Annotated in this window: 21 protein-coding genes; 14 read left to right on the top strand and 7 right to left on the bottom strand. The window is 62.9% G+C overall.

Annotated features, from left to right (window positions below; translation table 11 throughout):
* Position 1: 1 nt before the first annotated feature.
* On the bottom strand, positions 2–256 hold the full coding sequence (locus tag NKI96_RS01760; protein ID WP_023684896.1) for a DUF2171 domain-containing protein: 255 nt from the start codon (positions 254–256) through the stop codon (positions 2–4).
* Positions 257–393: 137 nt separating this feature from the next.
* Here NKI96_RS01760 and NKI96_RS01755 point away from each other — a divergent pair, with 137 nt between their 5' ends.
* From NKI96_RS01755 to NKI96_RS01740, 4 genes are read left to right on the top strand one after another with little or no spacing between them, the layout of a single operon-like run.
* A complete protein-coding gene (locus tag NKI96_RS01755; protein WP_023734536.1) occupies positions 394–1119 on the top strand; it encodes a DUF2259 domain-containing protein in 726 nt (241 codons plus the stop codon).
* Positions 1120–1175: 56 nt separating this feature from the next.
* On the top strand, positions 1176–1640 hold the full coding sequence (locus NKI96_RS01750) for a hypothetical protein (protein ID WP_023726917.1): 465 nt from the start codon (positions 1176–1178) through the stop codon (positions 1638–1640).
* Between the two features lie 59 nt (positions 1641–1699).
* Entirely contained in the window at positions 1700–3001 is a 1302-nt protein-coding gene (purB, locus tag NKI96_RS01745; protein WP_023734535.1) for an adenylosuccinate lyase, read from the top strand.
* Positions 3002–3009: 8 nt separating this feature from the next.
* Complete coding sequence (locus tag NKI96_RS01740; RefSeq protein ID WP_352802667.1) at positions 3010–3738, top strand: metallophosphoesterase family protein; 729 nt, start codon at positions 3010–3012, stop codon at positions 3736–3738.
* A 15-nt stretch (positions 3739–3753) separates the two neighbouring features.
* Here NKI96_RS01740 and NKI96_RS01735 read toward each other — a convergent pair whose 3' ends face one another.
* Positions 3754–4569, bottom strand: a complete 816-nt coding sequence (locus NKI96_RS01735) for a VOC family protein (RefSeq protein WP_352802665.1) — start codon at positions 4567–4569, stop codon at positions 3754–3756.
* Positions 4570–4763: 194 nt separating this feature from the next.
* Here NKI96_RS01735 and NKI96_RS01730 point away from each other — a divergent pair, with 194 nt between their 5' ends.
* A complete protein-coding gene (locus NKI96_RS01730; protein ID WP_023708637.1) occupies positions 4764–5318 on the top strand; it encodes an RBBP9/YdeN family alpha/beta hydrolase in 555 nt (184 codons plus the stop codon).
* Positions 5319–5337: 19 nt separating this feature from the next.
* Here the strand turns inward: NKI96_RS01730 and NKI96_RS01725 are convergent, their stop codons facing one another.
* The gene (locus NKI96_RS01725) at positions 5338–6111 is read right to left on the bottom strand and encodes an HpcH/HpaI aldolase family protein (RefSeq protein WP_023669090.1); all 774 of its coding nucleotides are present in this window, start codon (positions 6109–6111) and stop codon (positions 5338–5340) included.
* Between the two features lie 127 nt (positions 6112–6238).
* A complete protein-coding gene (locus NKI96_RS01720; protein WP_023669091.1) occupies positions 6239–6559 on the bottom strand; it encodes a DUF1476 domain-containing protein in 321 nt (106 codons plus the stop codon).
* A 275-nt stretch (positions 6560–6834) separates the two neighbouring features.
* On the opposite strand from NKI96_RS01720, the gene purC reads away from it, so the two are divergent.
* The 5 genes from purC (at position 6835) to NKI96_RS01695 (ending at position 9731) form a co-directional block, all read left to right on the top strand.
* Complete coding sequence (gene purC, locus NKI96_RS01715; protein WP_013532127.1) at positions 6835–7629, top strand: phosphoribosylaminoimidazolesuccinocarboxamide synthase; 795 nt, start codon at positions 6835–6837, stop codon at positions 7627–7629.
* Positions 7630–7717: 88 nt separating this feature from the next.
* Positions 7718–7960: a phosphoribosylformylglycinamidine synthase subunit PurS gene (gene purS, locus NKI96_RS01710; protein WP_023669092.1), complete on the top strand. Its 243-nt coding sequence runs from the start codon at positions 7718–7720 to the stop codon at positions 7958–7960.
* A gap of 1 nt (position 7961) precedes the next feature.
* Entirely contained in the window at positions 7962–8630 is a 669-nt protein-coding gene (gene purQ / locus NKI96_RS01705) for a phosphoribosylformylglycinamidine synthase subunit PurQ (protein WP_023684888.1), read from the top strand.
* A 41-nt stretch (positions 8631–8671) separates the two neighbouring features.
* Complete coding sequence (locus NKI96_RS01700) at positions 8672–9082, top strand: hypothetical protein (RefSeq protein WP_023669094.1); 411 nt, start codon at positions 8672–8674, stop codon at positions 9080–9082.
* A 4-nt stretch (positions 9083–9086) separates the two neighbouring features.
* A complete protein-coding gene (locus NKI96_RS01695) occupies positions 9087–9731 on the top strand; it encodes a Pr6Pr family membrane protein (RefSeq protein ID WP_023669095.1) in 645 nt (214 codons plus the stop codon).
* A 15-nt stretch (positions 9732–9746) separates the two neighbouring features.
* Here NKI96_RS01695 and NKI96_RS01690 read toward each other — a convergent pair whose 3' ends face one another.
* Positions 9747–9986, bottom strand: coding sequence for a DUF1127 domain-containing protein (locus NKI96_RS01690; RefSeq protein WP_023706460.1), 240 nt, complete (start codon positions 9984–9986; stop codon positions 9747–9749).
* 93 nt (positions 9987–10079) lie between these two features.
* On the opposite strand from NKI96_RS01690, the gene NKI96_RS01685 reads away from it, so the two are divergent.
* Positions 10080–11492 (top strand): aminotransferase-like domain-containing protein, encoded by a 1413-nt coding sequence (locus NKI96_RS01685; RefSeq protein WP_023684885.1) that lies wholly within the window; start codon positions 10080–10082, stop codon positions 11490–11492.
* A gap of 30 nt (positions 11493–11522) precedes the next feature.
* Here NKI96_RS01685 and NKI96_RS01680 read toward each other — a convergent pair whose 3' ends face one another.
* Positions 11523–11687 carry a hypothetical protein gene (locus NKI96_RS01680; RefSeq protein ID WP_023669098.1) on the bottom strand — a complete coding sequence of 55 codons (165 nt, stop codon included), beginning with the start codon at positions 11685–11687 and terminating at the stop codon, positions 11523–11525.
* Positions 11688–11873: 186 nt separating this feature from the next.
* On the opposite strand from NKI96_RS01680, the gene purL reads away from it, so the two are divergent.
* From purL to NKI96_RS01665, 3 genes are all read left to right on the top strand, one after another.
* Positions 11874–14105 (top strand): phosphoribosylformylglycinamidine synthase subunit PurL, encoded by a 2232-nt coding sequence (purL, locus tag NKI96_RS01675; RefSeq protein WP_023743135.1) that lies wholly within the window; start codon positions 11874–11876, stop codon positions 14103–14105.
* Positions 14102–14626 (top strand): hypothetical protein, encoded by a 525-nt coding sequence (locus NKI96_RS01670; protein WP_352802662.1) that lies wholly within the window; start codon positions 14102–14104, stop codon positions 14624–14626. The genes purL and NKI96_RS01670 overlap by 4 nt, the downstream gene beginning before the upstream one ends.
* A 99-nt stretch (positions 14627–14725) precedes the next feature.
* Positions 14726–14959 (top strand): BolA/IbaG family iron-sulfur metabolism protein, encoded by a 234-nt coding sequence (locus NKI96_RS01665; RefSeq protein WP_010909092.1) that lies wholly within the window; start codon positions 14726–14728, stop codon positions 14957–14959.
* A gap of 12 nt (positions 14960–14971) precedes the next feature.
* On the opposite strand, the gene NKI96_RS01660 is transcribed toward NKI96_RS01665, so the two are convergent.
* Positions 14972–15805 (bottom strand): phosphodiester glycosidase family protein, encoded by an 834-nt coding sequence (locus tag NKI96_RS01660; protein WP_023816530.1) that lies wholly within the window; start codon positions 15803–15805, stop codon positions 14972–14974.
* Positions 15806–15958 lie beyond the last annotated feature (153 nt).

Here is a 15958-nt window from a genome sequence, read left to right as displayed (position 1 = left end):
GTCAGGTCGCGTCGGACTCCTCTTCCTCGAAGCTGACCGCGACATCCGAATTCGCCGACAGCCAGACTTTCTGGCCCTCGACCTCGGCAAGCAGGCTCAAGGGAATGTAGTGGTGATGCCCCTGATGGGCGCCCTCGCCGCTGTCGGCCTTGGTCAACTTGATCCGCTCGCCATCGACCCTGTCGACGGTGCCGATGTGAACGCCGTCGGCGCCGACCACTTCCATATGCTCGCGAATCTTGCTGGCCTCAGTCATGGGGTGTTCTCCTTTTGAAAACGATCGACGATAACAAACAGAGGCGAAATTGGATGCATCGCCTTTTGAATAGCACGATGTTTTGACTGTCTCGTGATAGGGAACGATCGAACCAAGGCAGGCGGAGCGGAACCCCGATGCGAAATCTCGTCCTGATTGGCGTTTGCCTGCTGGTCCATCTGGCATCCGCCATGGCCGCCCGAGCGGGCGATGTCGCCGAGCTTGAAATCCTCGGCTTCAGCAAGGATGGCGGCGTCTTCGCCTTCGAGGAATACGGTGTGGCAGACGCTTCGGGCTTTCCCTATGCCAATCGCTACTACATCAACACCGCCGACGACACGTTCCTGAAGGGCACGCCAATCCGGGTCCGGCTGGAGGATGAGACCGCCTCGCTCGATACGGCCCGTCAGCAGGCCAGGCAGAAGGGCGAAGCCGTCGTTGTGCAGGCCGAACTCACCGCAAACCGCGGCATCACCGCCGGCTTCAACCCGGTGACCGAATTGTCGGTCGACCCGTTCCGCATGGTGGTGAACCCACGGCCGATCTTTTCGCCGGTCGACCCGCCGCTGGAATTCCGGCTGGACGAGATCGGCATGAATGACACCGAAAGCTGCCAGAGCCAGGGCGAGGTCAACGGTTTTCGCTTGCTGCGGATCGAGGCCAGGGATGGCGGCCGGACCCATCTGCTGCATGAGGATAAATCGATCCCGAAAAGCCGTGGCTGCCCGAACGGCTACAGGATCGGCGCGGTGCAGACGTTCTCGATGGACAGCATCAGCGCCTATGCGGTGCTGATCGCGGTGCGCCAATACGGCTTCGAAGGGCCGGATTTTCGCTGGATCGCCGTGACCGGACGCCTGTGACTGCGCTCGATCAATCCAGCTGGCGCAAGCGCGCCGGAAATCGCGTCAGCCGCGCCATACCATCGACGGGCGCGGCGCTTGTCGGCGCCTTGCTGTGGGCGATGGCCATGGGCGCCAGCGCGCTGACCGGTCTTTGGCTCGACAATTGGGAGACCCCGGAAAAGATCCGCTTCGTCGCCCTGCTGTTTGCGACCGGCGCGGCATTGGCCTTTCCCGTCGGGTTGTTCGCGGCGCGGCTGGTCTCGCTCGACCGGCACTGGGAAGTGGCGTTCGCCGCCGCCTTCGTCTGCCTGCTTGCCACGACGCTCGCCTTCACCGGCGGGTTGTTTGCGCTGCAATACCGCTCCTACTATGCCGAATGGCACGCGGAGGCCTTCACCGCCCGGTGGGCGTTCGAACTGGTCTTCACCTCGCTGACGGCGCTCTACCAATTCGTGGTGCTGGGTATCAGGCTCTATTTTCCGCTCGGATTCATCGCGCTTGCCGCCGCCAGCGTGTGGTTTGCGCGCCAGCAGCGTTGAGCATTCGGTCCGCCTCTGTTAGGACGCGCACTTAACCACGGACACATCAGGACTGACGGATGATCCCTCGCTATTCCCGGCCGGAAATGGTCGCCATCTGGTCGCCGGAAACCCGCTTCCGCATCTGGTTCGAAATCGAGGCCCATGCCTGTGATGCGCTGGCTGAGCTCGGCGTCATCCCCAGGGAAGCCGCCAAGACCATCTGGGAAAAGGGCAATGCGGCAAAATTCGACGTCGGCAAGATCGACGAGATCGAGGCCGTCACCAAGCACGACGTCATCGCCTTCCTCACCCATCTCGCCGAATTCGTCGGGCCGGATGCGCGTTTCATCCACCAGGGCATGACCTCATCGGATGTTCTCGACACCTGCCTTGCGGTGCAGCTCGGCCGCGCCAGCGATATCCTGCTGGCCGACCTCGACGGCCTGCTCGCCGCGCTGAAGCGCCGGGCCTTCGAGCACAAGGACACCGTCACCATCGGCCGCAGCCACGGCATTCATGCCGAGCCGACCACGTTCGGCGTCAAGCTGGCGCAGGCCTATGCCGAGTTCTCACGCTGCCGCGAGCGGCTGGTGCACGCGCGAGAGGATATTGCCACCTGCGCCATATCGGGCGCGATCGGCACCTTCGCCAACATCGATCCCTATGTCGAAGAACATGTGGCGAAAAAGCTTGGGCTGAAGCCGGAGCCGGTGTCGACGCAGGTCATCCCTCGCGACCGCCATGCCATGTTCTTTGCCACGCTCGGCGTCATCGCCTCGTCGGTCGAGCGGCTGGCGACCGAGATCCGCCATCTGCAGCGCACCGAGGTGCTGGAAGCGGAAGAGTATTTTTCGCCGGGCCAGAAGGGCTCGTCGGCAATGCCGCACAAGCGCAACCCGGTGCTGACCGAAAACCTCACCGGCCTTGCCCGCATGGTGCGCTCCATGGCCTTGCCGGCGATGGAGAATGTCGCGCTCTGGCACGAGCGCGACATTTCGCATTCCTCGGTCGAGCGCATGATCGGCCCGGACGCCACGATAACACTCGATTTCGCGCTGTCGCGGTTGACCGGCGTCATCGACAAATTGCTGGTCTATCCCGACAACATGCTGAAGAACATGAACAAGTTCCGTGGCCTTGTGCATTCGCAGCGCGTGCTTTTGGCGCTGACGCAAGCCGGCGTCAGCCGCGAGGACGCCTACCGCCTGGTGCAGCGCAACGCCATGAAGGTATGGGAACATGGCGCTGATTTCCTTGAGGAATTGTTGGCCGACAAGGAAGTCACGGCAGCGCTGCCCGAAGCCGAGATCCGCGAGAAGTTCGACCTGGGCTATCACACCAAGCATGTCGACACGATCTTCAAGCGGGTTTTCGGATAGGTTTTTCGATGCGGCTGGCCGTCCTTTCCGACATCCATGGGAATCTGCGCGCGCTTGAGGCGGTTCATGCGCAGATCAAAGACGCTTCTCCCGACATCATCGTCAATCTGGGCGATTGTCTTTCCGGGCCGCTATGGCCTGAAGAAACCGCGCAATATCTGATGGCGCAGAACTGGCCGACCGTGCGCGGCAATCACGACCGTGTGCTGATCGAGCCGCCTGCTTCCGGGTTGGAAGACGTCGATGCTTTCACCCACCAACGCCTCTCTGAGACATCCCTGACCTGGCTCTCGGCCTTGCCGGTCACCCTGTCGCCTGCCCCGGACATCCTGCTGTGCCATGGCAGCCCGAGTGACGACAACGTGTTCCTGCTTGAGGAAGACGGAGGCAGCCACTTCCACCCCTCCAATGAAAAGCAGATCAGGCACAAGCTCGGCAGCGCCGGCGCCGGGCTGACCTTGTGCGGCCATACACATACGCCGCGCGTTGTGCGTTTGTCGGACAACCGGACAATCCTCAATCCGGGCAGCGTCGGCGTCCAGGCATTCCCCGGCCTGACCGTGACCGGCAGTCCGCATGCCCGCTACGCCCTCGCTACGCGCAAGGACGGACAATGGTTTTTCAGCCATCACGTGGTCAATTATGACTGGACCGAGGCGTCCAGCCGCGCGACAGCCACCGGCTTCGACAGCTGGGCGCATGGGCTGCTGACGGGCTACGCCGCCAATTCCTTGTAAGAACCGAGCGGGCGCTCAGCCGGCGGCGCCCGGCACGGTGCGGATCACCGTGCCCCACGGATCTTCCCGCGTGGTTTCAGCGGTTGTCCTGTCCGAGCGCATCTCGACCCAGGCCAGCCCTGAGCGGGACGGATCGCGGCGCCCGGCGCCGGCGCTGTGCCACGAATTGCCACCGATATGATGGTGGTAGCCTCCCGACGACAGGAACACCGCCTGCCCTCCATACTTAGCGACCGTGTCGAAGCCAAATTCGTCGTGCCACCAGGCCTCGGCATCTTCCGGCCGGCCGACGCGCAGATGGACATGGCCGACAATGCTGTTTTGCGGCGCGCCCTGCCAGCCGGCGTCACCGGCCGGCACGCTGCCAACCACGGCAGCCAGGTTCAGCCGCTCGGTCGCCATGGCGATCTTGTCGCCGTTCCACTTCCACTCCTGCGGCAGACGGTCCCTATAGATTTCAATGCCGTTGCCTTCGGGGTCGGTCAGGTAGAGAGCCTCGCTGACCAGATGGTCGGAGGCGCCCTCGATGCGGATCTTGTTGGCGGCGGCGTGGTTTATCCAGCGGCCGAGATCGGCGCGGCTGGGCAGCAGGAAAGCGGTGTGGAACAGGCCGGCGCTGCGCGGATCGTCGGGCTTGGCCGCTGCATCAGGCTCGATCACCAGCAGCGGGCGCTCGGCAGCGCCCAGCGTGATGGCGCCATCGGCGCGGCTCAATTCCTGCAGGCCGACAACAGCCCGGTAGTAATCGGCAAGTCCTTCGGCGTCGCGCGCCTTCAGGCCCACGCGTGACACGCTGACGGCGGTCGTCGCGGCAAAAGGCAGTTCGCTCATAAAACTCTCCGTTCAGCGCATTATCCCAGGCCGCGCCACCAGTCTATTCTGTCGTCCATCTCTTCCTGCCTCAAATCGTCGATCCTGATCGTTCACACAAGATGGAAAGAATCGAACAGGTTGTTCACAACTGTGATGCACCGCATGCGTCAGCGCGGGTTGCACGAGACACGGCCGCTCGCTATCTCAGCGCCATGAAAGTCAAAGACGCAGATATTCTGATCGTGCCGGGCTACACCAATTCCGGCCCTGAACACTGGCAGACACGCTGGCAATCGAAACTGTCGACCGCGCGCCGGGTCGAACAGGCGGAGTGGTCGAAGCCGGTGCGCGAAGACTGGACGGCGAGCGTGGCGAACGCTGTCAACGAGGCCGAGCGGCCGGTGGTGATCGTTGCCCATTCCCTGGGCGTGGCGGCCGCGGTGCAGGCCATTCCGCAGTTCAGGAAGCCGGTCGCCGGCGCGTTTTTTGTCGCGCCGCCCGACGTCGCCAACCCGGAGATAAGGCCGCGTCACCTGATGACCTTTGGCCCCTATGCGCGCGAACCGCTGCCCTTCCCGTCCATCGTTATCGCCAGCCGCAACGATCCGTTCTGCGCCTTCGAGGTTGCCGAGGACATTGCCGCTGCCTGGGGTTCGCTGTTCATCGATGCCGGCGAAACCGGTCACCTCAATGAGGATGCCGGCTTCGGCCCGTGGCCGGAAGGGTCGATGACCTTCGCCAAGTTCCTGACCGACCTCAAGGCCTGACCGGGCAAGGCACCACGCCTCAGCCCTTTATCGAATCGTTCATGCTTTTGATGAGTATCTTTGCGCCGAGCGAAATCAGCGCATGGTCCGAGCCCATCGCCAGCAGCCGGTAGCCCATCGCCACGACGCGGCCGGCAATCGCCGGCTCAACGACGTAGATCGCCGCATGCTTGCCCGCCTTGCGCGTCCGCTCGGCGATGGAGGCGACGGTTTCCATCATGCTTTCCAGCGTCGAATTGACGGTGGCGCCATTCGACCAGGCGATGGAGAAATCCGATGGGCCGAGGAAGATGCCGTCAATGCCCGGCGTGTCGAGGATGCCGTCCAGCGCATCGAGTGCGGCGCGCGTTTCGACCATGGCAAAGGCCATGGTGCGTTGATTGGTGTCGCGCAGCCATTCGGCGTGGTCGCCTTTGCCATGGCGCGGAAAAGCATAGGTCGGGCCCCAGGAGCGCTCGCCCATCGGCGGATATTTCATCGCCGCGGCAAAGAGTTTTGCATCGGCCACCGAATTCACCATCGGTGCAATCACCGCCTCGGCACCGAAATCGAGGGCGCGGCTGGCCATGTCGAAGCGGCCGACCGGAATGCGCACCAGCGCCGGCTTGTTGGCGGCCAGCACCGGCACCAGGCCGCGCAAGACCGAGTCTTCGTGGTGTCCGCCATGCTGCATATCGAGGGTGACGGCGTCAAAACCCTGCTTGGCGATGATTTCGACCGTCAAAGCGTCCGGAACGCCGGACCAGGCGGTGAACAGCGTTTCATCCGCCGCCAGGCGTGACTTCAGGGACATGGGTGCTTTCCTCGTTGGGTAGAGCCTTGTAACAGGCCTACGCACAGTTTCAGCCGGAAAAGGCTGAAAAGGCAAAGAAAAACCGCCCGGCTGGACCGGGCGGTCGATTGGTCCAGCGCTACTCGCTCTAGGTGTTCTTGATCTGCTCGATCGCCTGCGCCATCAGTTCGTCCATGGTGCGGCGGATCTGGTGATCCGACTGGTCGACGCCGGCGGCGTCGAAATCCTTGCGGATCTTGCGGAATACGTCGTGATCGCCAGCTTCCTCGATGTCGGAAACCACAACTTCCTTGGCATAGGCGTCGGCGTCAGTGCCGGACTTGCCCAGCTTTTCGGCTGCCCACAGGCCAAGCGCCTTGTTGCGGCGTGCCGAAGCCTTGAAGCGAAGTTCTTCGTCGAAGGCGAATTTGCGCTCAAAACCCTCTTCGCGGTCTTTCATGCTGCTCATGGCTTCCCTCCGATGAAATCGATTCGCGTTGGCGATGGATATGTGTGCTGCCGCAGCACAAACCAAAAGGGCGCGGGCCGGTCAATATGCTACATCGCTTGCTGCGCTGCGGCATTTCATTCCTGAAAGCGGTCGATGGAAAGGATTTGCCGATTGAGCAAACGCTGTGATTGGGATAGACCCGGCATTGAACCCCACCCGTCGCCGCACCAATTTAGGCAGACGGACAGGAACTGGTCGCTTGCCGCCTGCCCGCAAATCCAGAGAAAAATCAGATGAAAAATCGCCGCCGCATTTATGAAGGCAAGGCCAAGATCCTCTATGAGGGACCGGAACCGGGCACACTTATCCAGTTCTTCAAGGATGATGCGACCGCATTCAACAAGAAGAAGCACGAGGTCATCGACGGCAAGGGGGTGCTCAACAACCGCATCTCCGAATATATTTTCAACCATCTGAACCGCATGGGCATTCCGACCCACTTCATCCGCCGGCTCAACATGCGCGAGCAGTTGATCAAGGAAGTCGAGATCATTCCGCTCGAAGTGGTGGTGCGCAATGTCGCCGCCGGCTCGCTGTCCAAGCGCCTCGGCATCGAGGAAGGCACCGTTCTGCCGCGCTCGATCATCGAATTCTATTATAAGGCCGATGCGCTCGACGATCCGATGGTGTCGGAAGAGCACATCACCGCTTTCGGCTGGGCAAGCCCGCAGGAGATCGACGACGTCATGGCGCTGGCCATCCGCGTCAACGACTTCCTCTCCGGCCTGTTCATGGGTGTCGGCATCCAACTCGTGGATTTCAAGATCGAATGCGGCCGCCTGTTCGAGGGCGACATGATGCGCATCGTCGTTGCCGACGAGATCTCGCCGGATTCGTGCCGGCTGTGGGACGTGGCAACGCAGGACAAGCTCGACAAGGACCGTTTCCGCCGCGATATGGGCGGCCTCGTCGAAGCCTATCAGGAAGTTGCCCGCCGCCTTGGCATCATGAACGAGAACGAGCCGCCGCGCCCGACCGGCCCGGTGCTCGTCGCCTCGACCGACGGCCTCAAAGGCAAGCCGCACTAAGTCTTCATTTCTTGACGCAATTCCGGACGGAAAACCGCTTCAGACTTTTCCTGGAATTGCTAAGTCTTCGAACAGGAACCTGTCCAGCATGATCAAGGCCCGCATCACCGTCACCCTCAAGAACGGCGTGCTCGACCCGCAGGGAAAAGCCATAGAGCACGCTCTGTCCGGACTGGGGTTCGGCGGCGTCGGCCAGGTGCGGCAGGGCAAGGTCTTCGACCTCGAGCTCTCGGAGACCGACAAGGCCAAGGCTGAAGCCGATCTGAAAGCCATGTGCGACAAGCTGCTGGCGAACACGGTGATCGAGAATTACGCGGTGGAGATCGCTTGATATGAAATCAGCTGTCGTTCTTCTCCCCGGCCTCAACCGCGACCGCGACATGATTGCGGCGCTGACCAAGATCTCCGGGCAGGCGCCGGCGACCGTCTGGCAGACCGACACCGAAATCCCCGATGTCGACCTGATCGCCATTCCCGGCGGCTTCTCCTTCGGCGATTATCTGCGCTGCGGCGCGATTGCCGCGCGGATGCCGGTGATGCGGGCAGTCGCTGAAAAGGCCGCCAAGGGCGTCATGGTCATTGGCGTCTGCAACGGGTTCCAGATTCTGGTCGAGGCCGGCCTGCTGCCCGGCGCGCTGATGCGCAATGCTTCGCTGAAATTCGTTTGCCGTGAGGTGAAGCTGCAGATCGCCAACGCCAACACCATGTTCACCCGCCGCTATCAGCCGGGCCAAATCATCCGCACGCCGGTTGCGCATCATGACGGCAATTATTTCGCCGATGCCGACACGCTTGCGCGCCTCGAGGGCGAAGGACAGGTTGTGTTCCGCTATGCCGAAGGCACCAATCCCAATGGCTCGATCAACGACATTGCCGGCATCATCAGCGAGAAGGGCAATGTGCTCGGCCTGATGCCGCATCCGGAAAACCTGATCGAGGCCGCGCATGGCGGCAGTGACGGCCGGGCGCTGTTCGAAGGCGCACTCGGCATCGCCGCCTGATATCTCTTCGAATTCCTTTCAAAACACGGGGGCGGTTGACCATGAGACTGACGATTGTTCGCCTAGGTCCCCTGGCTGCTGCCGGCTTGGCGTTGGCGTCCTGCCAGTCCAGCCCGAAGAGCGCGCCGGTCCCCACGGGCAAGAGCGCTTCGCTGCTGGCCATGGAACAGGTAGCGATATCGGCCCACAAATGCTGGATCGCCAGCAAGGATCCCGCCTTCAAATCCTATCAGATGGCCAATGAGCTGAATTCGTTCAGCGGCACGCCCCGCTTCCTGCTGGTGCCGGCCAAGCATTATGGCGGCAAGCCGCTGCTGGTCGTCCAGGCGCAAGGCAATTCCAGCCGCGTCGACGTGTTCGGTCCGCTGATGGACGATCCGCTCGGCGCGCGCATCGGATCCGACATTGCGCGCTGGCAAACGGGCAACCCCTCCTGCAACGCGGCCGCCTGACGCCATGGGCCGCTTCCTGCAGTTTGCGGGATTGATCATCGGTCTGGCCGGGCTTGTCCTGCAAGCGTGCATCACCATCCCGGCATCGATGGAAGCCGGCCGCAGTTTTCTCGGCTCCATCGTCTTTCTGTTCAGCTTCTTCACCATCCTGACCAACATCGGTGCAGTGCTGGTCCACGTCTCGCTGCTGTCGCCTTCGGGCTACGCCTGGCTGCCGGCCTTTGCCGGGCCGCGGATGCGGGCGGGCGTGGCGGCTTCCATCGCCCTGGTCTTCATCGTCTACGCGACAGTTCTGGCGCAGCTCTGGCAGCCGCAGGGGCTGTTCCTGCTCTGTGACGTGCTGCTGCACTATGTGACGCCGGTGCTGTTCGTGCTGTGGTGGCTTGTTGCAGGCGCTGACGGCAGGACACGCTGGAGCGACATTTCGTGGTGGATGGCCTTTCCGATCGCCTATCTCGCCTATGCGCTGGCGCGCGCACCGATCGCAGGCGAAGTGCCCTACCCGTTCCTCGACGTTGCGAAAAACGGCGCGGCCAGCGTCGCCCTTGCGGCGCTGGCCGTCACCGGTGTTTTCCTGGTGCTGTGCATCCTCGCCGTGCTTGCCGATAGGGGCGTCTCACGCCTCAGGGCTCCGCGCACCCGTCGTTGACGAACCGGCTCCGGGTCAGTCCCAGAGCCGTCGGATCCCTTCACGGTACGCGTCGCCACGCGAAACACCGATATCCCTGAGCTGCTCGTCGGTCATTTCCAGCAAGGCCAGGCGGCCGCGACGGCGCTCGATCAACGCTTCGATCCATCGCGCCAGCGATCTGACCACATGCACGATCCGGCCGACAAAGCCTCGCCGGCTGGACGGCCCGACCAATTCAATGCCGGCGCAGCGGATTGTCTCGATTGTATCCATTGTTTTTCTGCCAACCTTGCAAATTGCACCCATCTTGGTACGGTTCTGATATGCATTGACACCCGATCTGGTGCAATATACAGAATTGTCACCATGACAAATTGGCTCCCTGACCTCACCATCGGTTCCGGCCCGCTTTACCAGCGCCTTGCCGACAGCATCGAGTCGGACATCGACAAGGGCGTTATCGATGCCGGGGCAAAATTGCCGCCGCAGCGCGATCTCGCCTATGACATCGGCACGACGGTCGGCACGATCGGCCGGGCCTATCAGCTGCTGCGCGAACGCGGGCTGGTGAGCGGCGAAGTCGGACGCGGGACCTATGTGCTGGCGCAGCAATCGGAAGCGGCGTCACCCGAATTCGCCGAGCCGGCCGTGCAAGGCACGCGCTATGTCGATGCACCGCCCGGCAAGCTGCGTTTCGACAGCACTGCCGCGCCCGACATCGGCCAGGGCGCCATTGTCGCTGACATGCTCTCGCGCACGGTGCAGGATCACCCGCACGAGATTTCGAGCTACACCAGGGATTTTCCGGAGCGCTGGTTCGAGGCCGGCGCCCGCTGGCTGTCGCGCAATTCGTTCCGTCCGGCGGCCGACACCATCGTTCCCACGCTTGGCACACATGCCGCGGTGATGGCGGCGATTGCGGCACTGACCACACCGGGCGACTATGTCGCCTTCGAGCACCTCACCTATTCGCAGATCGCCCGCAGCGCCGGGCTGATCGGGCGGCGCATAGCACTGGTGGCATCGGACGAAGAAGGCCTCGATCCCGAGGATTTCGAACGCGTCTGCGCGCAAAAGCACCCGAAGATGATCTTCCTGATGCCGACGGTGCAGAACCCGACGCTGGCGATCCTGTCGGTTTCGCGCCGCGAGGCGATCGCCCGTGTCGCGCGCGCGTACAATGTCATCGTCATCGAGGACGATCTCTATGGCGGCCTGACCGAAGATCCGACGCCGCTCATCGCCGAATATGCACCCGAGCGCACCATTGTCGCCGGCGGTCTGTCGAAATCGGTCGCGGCAGGTGTTCGCGGCGGCTGGCTCTCCTGCCCGCCCGCCTATCGCCATCGCATCCGCGTCGCCCACAAGATGATGACCGGCGGGATGCCGTTCCTGCTGGCGGAGGTGAATGCGCGGCTGGTGCTGTCAGGGCAGGCTGGCGATATCCGCAAACGCAGCATTGCCGAAATTGCCGCCCGGATCGCCATCGTGCGCGAGACACTGGCCGGTTTCGCCTTCAAGTCACACGGCAGCGTGCCCTTCGTCTGGCTGACGCTGCCCGATCCCTGGCTGTCCGGCACTTTCAGGAGCGCATGCCTCGAAAATGGCGTGCTCCTCGACGACGAGGACGAGTTCAAGGCGGGGCGTTCCGAGCAGGTTTTTCACGGCGTGCGTTTCGGCGTCTCGCAGCCAAGGCGGCGCGAGGACATCACCGGCGGCGTCGCGGTGATCCGGCGACTGCTGGAGGAAGGCCGCGCCGGCTACGACAGTTCGTCCTGACTCGGTCCTCCTGTATCCCGATCTTCAGGTTCAGCCCTCTGCCTTGAAGTTTTTGGCTTCCTTCGCGCCCTTGTCCTTGCCGTGCTTCTCGGCCAGGTCCTTGGCCTGCTTGGGCGAAACGTCGGTCGTCTCGGCAATATGCATGGCCTCCTTGTCGGAGAGGCGATTGTCTTTCTTGCCTTGCTTGGTGGCCATGTCGAAATCTCCTGATTGGTTTGAGGCCTAACGGCCGGGATGCCATAGCGTTCCCCAACGGCGCCCCGCTACCATCGTCGCCTTGTGTTTTCCGGCGTTTTTCGTCATCCGATGGGGTGTATCACGCCAAAGCTTGCGATATGAGGGGACTCAAATTCCCTCTCCCATGGACACCAATCGCCGCCCATGACCATTTCTAATTCCGTGCCGATCACCCCGGAACTCATAGCCGCGCATGGGCTCAAGCCCGACGAATACCAGCGCATCCTCGATCTGGTCGGGCGCGAACCGAGCTTTACCGAACTCGGCATCTTCTCGGCGATGTGGAATGAGCACTGCTCCTACAAATCCTCGAAGAAATGGCTGCGCACGCTGCCGACCACCGGGCCGCAGGTCATCCAGGGTCCGGGCGAGAATGCCGGCGTGGTCGATATCGGCGATGGCGACTGCGTCGTCTTCAAGATGGAGAGCCACAACCATCCCTCCTACATCGAGCCCTACCAGGGTGCGGCGACCGGCGTCGGCGGCATATTGCGCGATGTCTTCACCATGGGCGCGCGGCCGATTGCGGCGATGAACGCTTTGCGCTTCGGCGCACCGGACCATCCCAAGACCAGGCACCTGGTCAGCGGCGTGGTTTCCGGCGTCGGAGGATACGGCAACGCCTTTGGCGTGCCGACCGTCGGCGGCGAGGTCAATTTTGACGCCCGCTACAACGGCAACATCCTGGTCAACGCCTTTGCCGCCGGCCTCGCCAAGACAGATGCGATCTTCCTGTCGGAAGCCAAGGGCGTCGGCCTGCCGGTCGTCTATCTCGGCGCCAAGACCGGCCGCGACGGCGTCGGCGGCGCCACGATGGCCTCGGCCGAGTTCGACGACAAGATCGACGAGAAGCGCCCGACCGTGCAGGTCGGCGATCCCTTCACCGAAAAATGCCTGCTCGAAGCCTGCCTTGAGCTGATGGCGTCCGGCGCCGTCATCGCCATCCAGGACATGGGTGCGGCCGGCCTCACCTGTTCGGCGGTCGAGATGGGCGCCAAGGGCGACCTCGGCATCGAGCTTCACCTCGACCAGGTGCCGGTGCGCGAAGAGCGCATGAGCGCCTATGAGATGATGCTGTCGGAGAGCCAGGAGCGCATGCTGATGGTGCTGCGCCCCGAGAAGGAAAAGGAAGCCGAGGCGATCTTCCACAAATGGGGCCTCGACTTCGCCATTGTCGGCAAGACCACCGACGATCTGCGCTTCCGCGTCATTCACCAGGGTGACGAGGTCGCCAACCTGCCGATCAAGGACCTTGGCGACAAGGCGCCGGAATATGACCGCCCCTGGGTCGAGCCGAAGAAGCCTGCGGCGCTCGCCGCCGGCGATGCGCCGAAGGCCGATGTCGCCGACGCGCTGTTGAAACTGCTCGGCGGGCCGGACCTGTCGTCGCGCCGCTGGGTGTGGGAGCAGTACGACACGCTGATCCAGGGCAATTCGCTGCAGCTTCCGGGCGGCGACGCAGGCGTGGTGCGCGTCGAAGGCCATCCGACCAAGGCGCTCGCCTTCTCCTCCGACGTGACGCCGCGCTATTGCGAGGCCGACCCGTATGAAGGCGGCAAGCAGGCGGTGGCCGAATGCTGGCGCAACCTCACCGCCACCGGCGCGCTGCCGCTGGCGGCCACCGACAACCTCAATTTCGGCAATCCGGAACGGCCTGAGATCATGGGCCAGCTGGTCGGCGCGGTGAAAGGCATTGGCGATGCCTGCCGCGCGCTCGGCTTCCCGATCGTGTCGGGCAATGTCTCGCTCTACAACGAAACCAACGGCCAGGGCATCCTGCCGACGCCGACCATCGGCGGCGTCGGGCTGATTGCCGACTGGTCGAAGATGACCCGTATCGGCTTTGCCGCCGAGGGCCAGATGATCCTGCTGGTCGGCGCACCCGCAAGCTGGGGCAGCCATCTCGGCCAGTCCGCCTATTTCAGGGACATCCATGGCCGTACCGACGGGCCGCCGCCATCCGTCGACCTCGCGCACGAAAAGCGCGTCGGTGACCACGTGCGCGCGCTGATCGCGTCGGGCGTCGTGACCGCGGCGCATGACCTTTCCGATGGCGGCTTGGCGATAGCCTTGGCCGAAATGGCGATGGCGTCCGGCATCGGCGCCACCATTCCGGGGCTCGCCGGCACCGACCCGATCCCGGTCTGGTTCGGCGAAGACCAGGGCCGCTACCTGCTGACGCTGTCCGTCGATCCGCAGAGCAAGGAATGGGACGCCATCCGCGAGGAACAGAGCAAGCTCGGCATCTTTGCGCCATGGATCGGCTCGACCGGTGGAAACGAACTGAAGCTCGGCGATGCCAGGGCGATCCCGGTCAGCGAATTGACCGCCGCCCACGAAGGCTGGTTCCCGAACTTCATGGACAAGTCCATTTGACCGGCCTGGCAGCCCGGACGCTGATCGCAGTCGTCTTCTGGCCGTCGCTGTTCTTCTTCTGGTTCCTCGGGCCGTTCGTCTTTTTCCTGCTGTCGACGACCTCGAGCGAGGTCTGTCCGCTGCTGGAAAGGCGTGACCAGTTCATTGAGGCGGCCAATGGCACACTGCAGATGCTGGCCTTACAAAGTCTGATCTATGCGATCCCCATCGTCTGCCTGGTGCTGTGGAGCCGCCTTTTGCCGAACCCGGCGCGCGCAAGGCATGTCGCCACCTGCATCAAGCTCTTTGCCATTGCGGTCATTACCGGCGCGCTGTGGGAATACGGGTCATCGCTGATCTGCGACGGCTATGGCCAACCATTCTTTTCGCCCTTGTGGCAGATGACCAGCTATCTCCCGATTATCAACCTGGCGCTCAACATCCCGCTCTATGTCCTGGTGTTCAGCCTTGGCCGGGGGTTCTCGACCCGCGACGACATTACCGAAGATGGTGTGGTTCACCCGCGGCAGGATGGCCCTTAGACACTGCGTCGCCGACAGAACGGCTTCAACCCGGACCAGAAAGGCTTTAGGCTGCCGTCCGAGTCACTCGTGCCTAGCCGCCCAGAACAGGATTTTGCCATGGCAATGGATGCCCACGACATCGAAAAACTGATCAAGGACGGCATTCCGGACGCCAAGGTGACGATCCGCGACCTCGCCGGTGACGGCGATCACTATGCAGCCGAAGTGGTGGCCGAAAGCTTCCGCGGAAAGAGCCGCGTCCAGCAGCACCAGATGGTCTATGATGCGCTGAAGGGCAATATGGGCGGCGTGCTGCACGCGCTGGCCCTGCAGACCAGCGTGCCGGACTGACGCCAGGCTGGCCTACTGTTTCTGCGGCTGCTTCGCCGACACTGACGTGATCGGCTTCGCCGACACTGAGATGATCGGGCCCGCCGGGTATTTTCCGCCGACGATCATTCTTTTCCCATCCGACAGCGCGGAGACCGCGCCGTCGAGGAACAGCGCGTTGCGGCATTGTAGCGCGTCGCGAAACAGCCGCGCAAAGCTGCCGAAACTGACCTCAGACCGCGAGATCGCCAGCAAAACGGTGTTTTCATCGCGCACGCCGACGCCGTTGCGGATGTAGCGCGAGGTTCCGTTCGGCTCGAAGCGTGGGTGAATCTTGCCATCGATCACCAGCATCGGGCCGGACTGCGTGGCGAAGGCAACATCGCGTTTAGTAACCGCATAGGCGTTGCTTTCCATGACAGCCGCCTTGCCGTCATTGCCCACCAGAAAGACGCCGTTCGGTTTCAGGAAGAAATTGCCTTCGCCGTCGGCAAGGTTGAGCGGCGACTTCTCGCTGCCGTTCTCGACCAGCAGGCCGACCGGCGACAAATCCTCGTGATACATGCCGCCATTCATGGCGAGCAGCACCGGCCTCCCCTCGCCCGCAACCGCCTTGCCGAAGGCCTCCAGCGAGCCGAAGGGCTTGCCGTCGGCACCGACGTGAAAGACAGCGAGGTTGTAGGTCCGCAGGTCGACCGTGCAGACGACATAGGTCACCGCCTCGAAGGCGACATTCCGGCAAGGCGCGGGCAGGTCACCGCCAATGACCAGCGGCGGCGGCTCCGGGCGTCTCGGCCACCAGACAACGGCAATCGCGGCCAGCAGGATGGCGATCAGAAGGGCGGCGCCATATCGTCTTTTCATCATGTCCCGGAGGCTGCAATCGGCAGGGATGCTTGGCCCAAGACAGGCGATCCTTTGCGCCATTTCCGCGACGGCGGCGCAAACATCTTGTTTCGGCCCATCTATGGGTTTATTTGATGGCTATGCTTCGAGCCTGACTCCCACAGGCGTGAAAGG

The sequence above is a fragment of the Mesorhizobium sp. M0292 genome (genome assembly GCF_040321695.1).
GTDB lineage: Bacteria > Pseudomonadota > Alphaproteobacteria > Rhizobiales > Rhizobiaceae > Mesorhizobium.
This window is presented reverse-complemented; position numbering and strand designations above follow the sequence as displayed.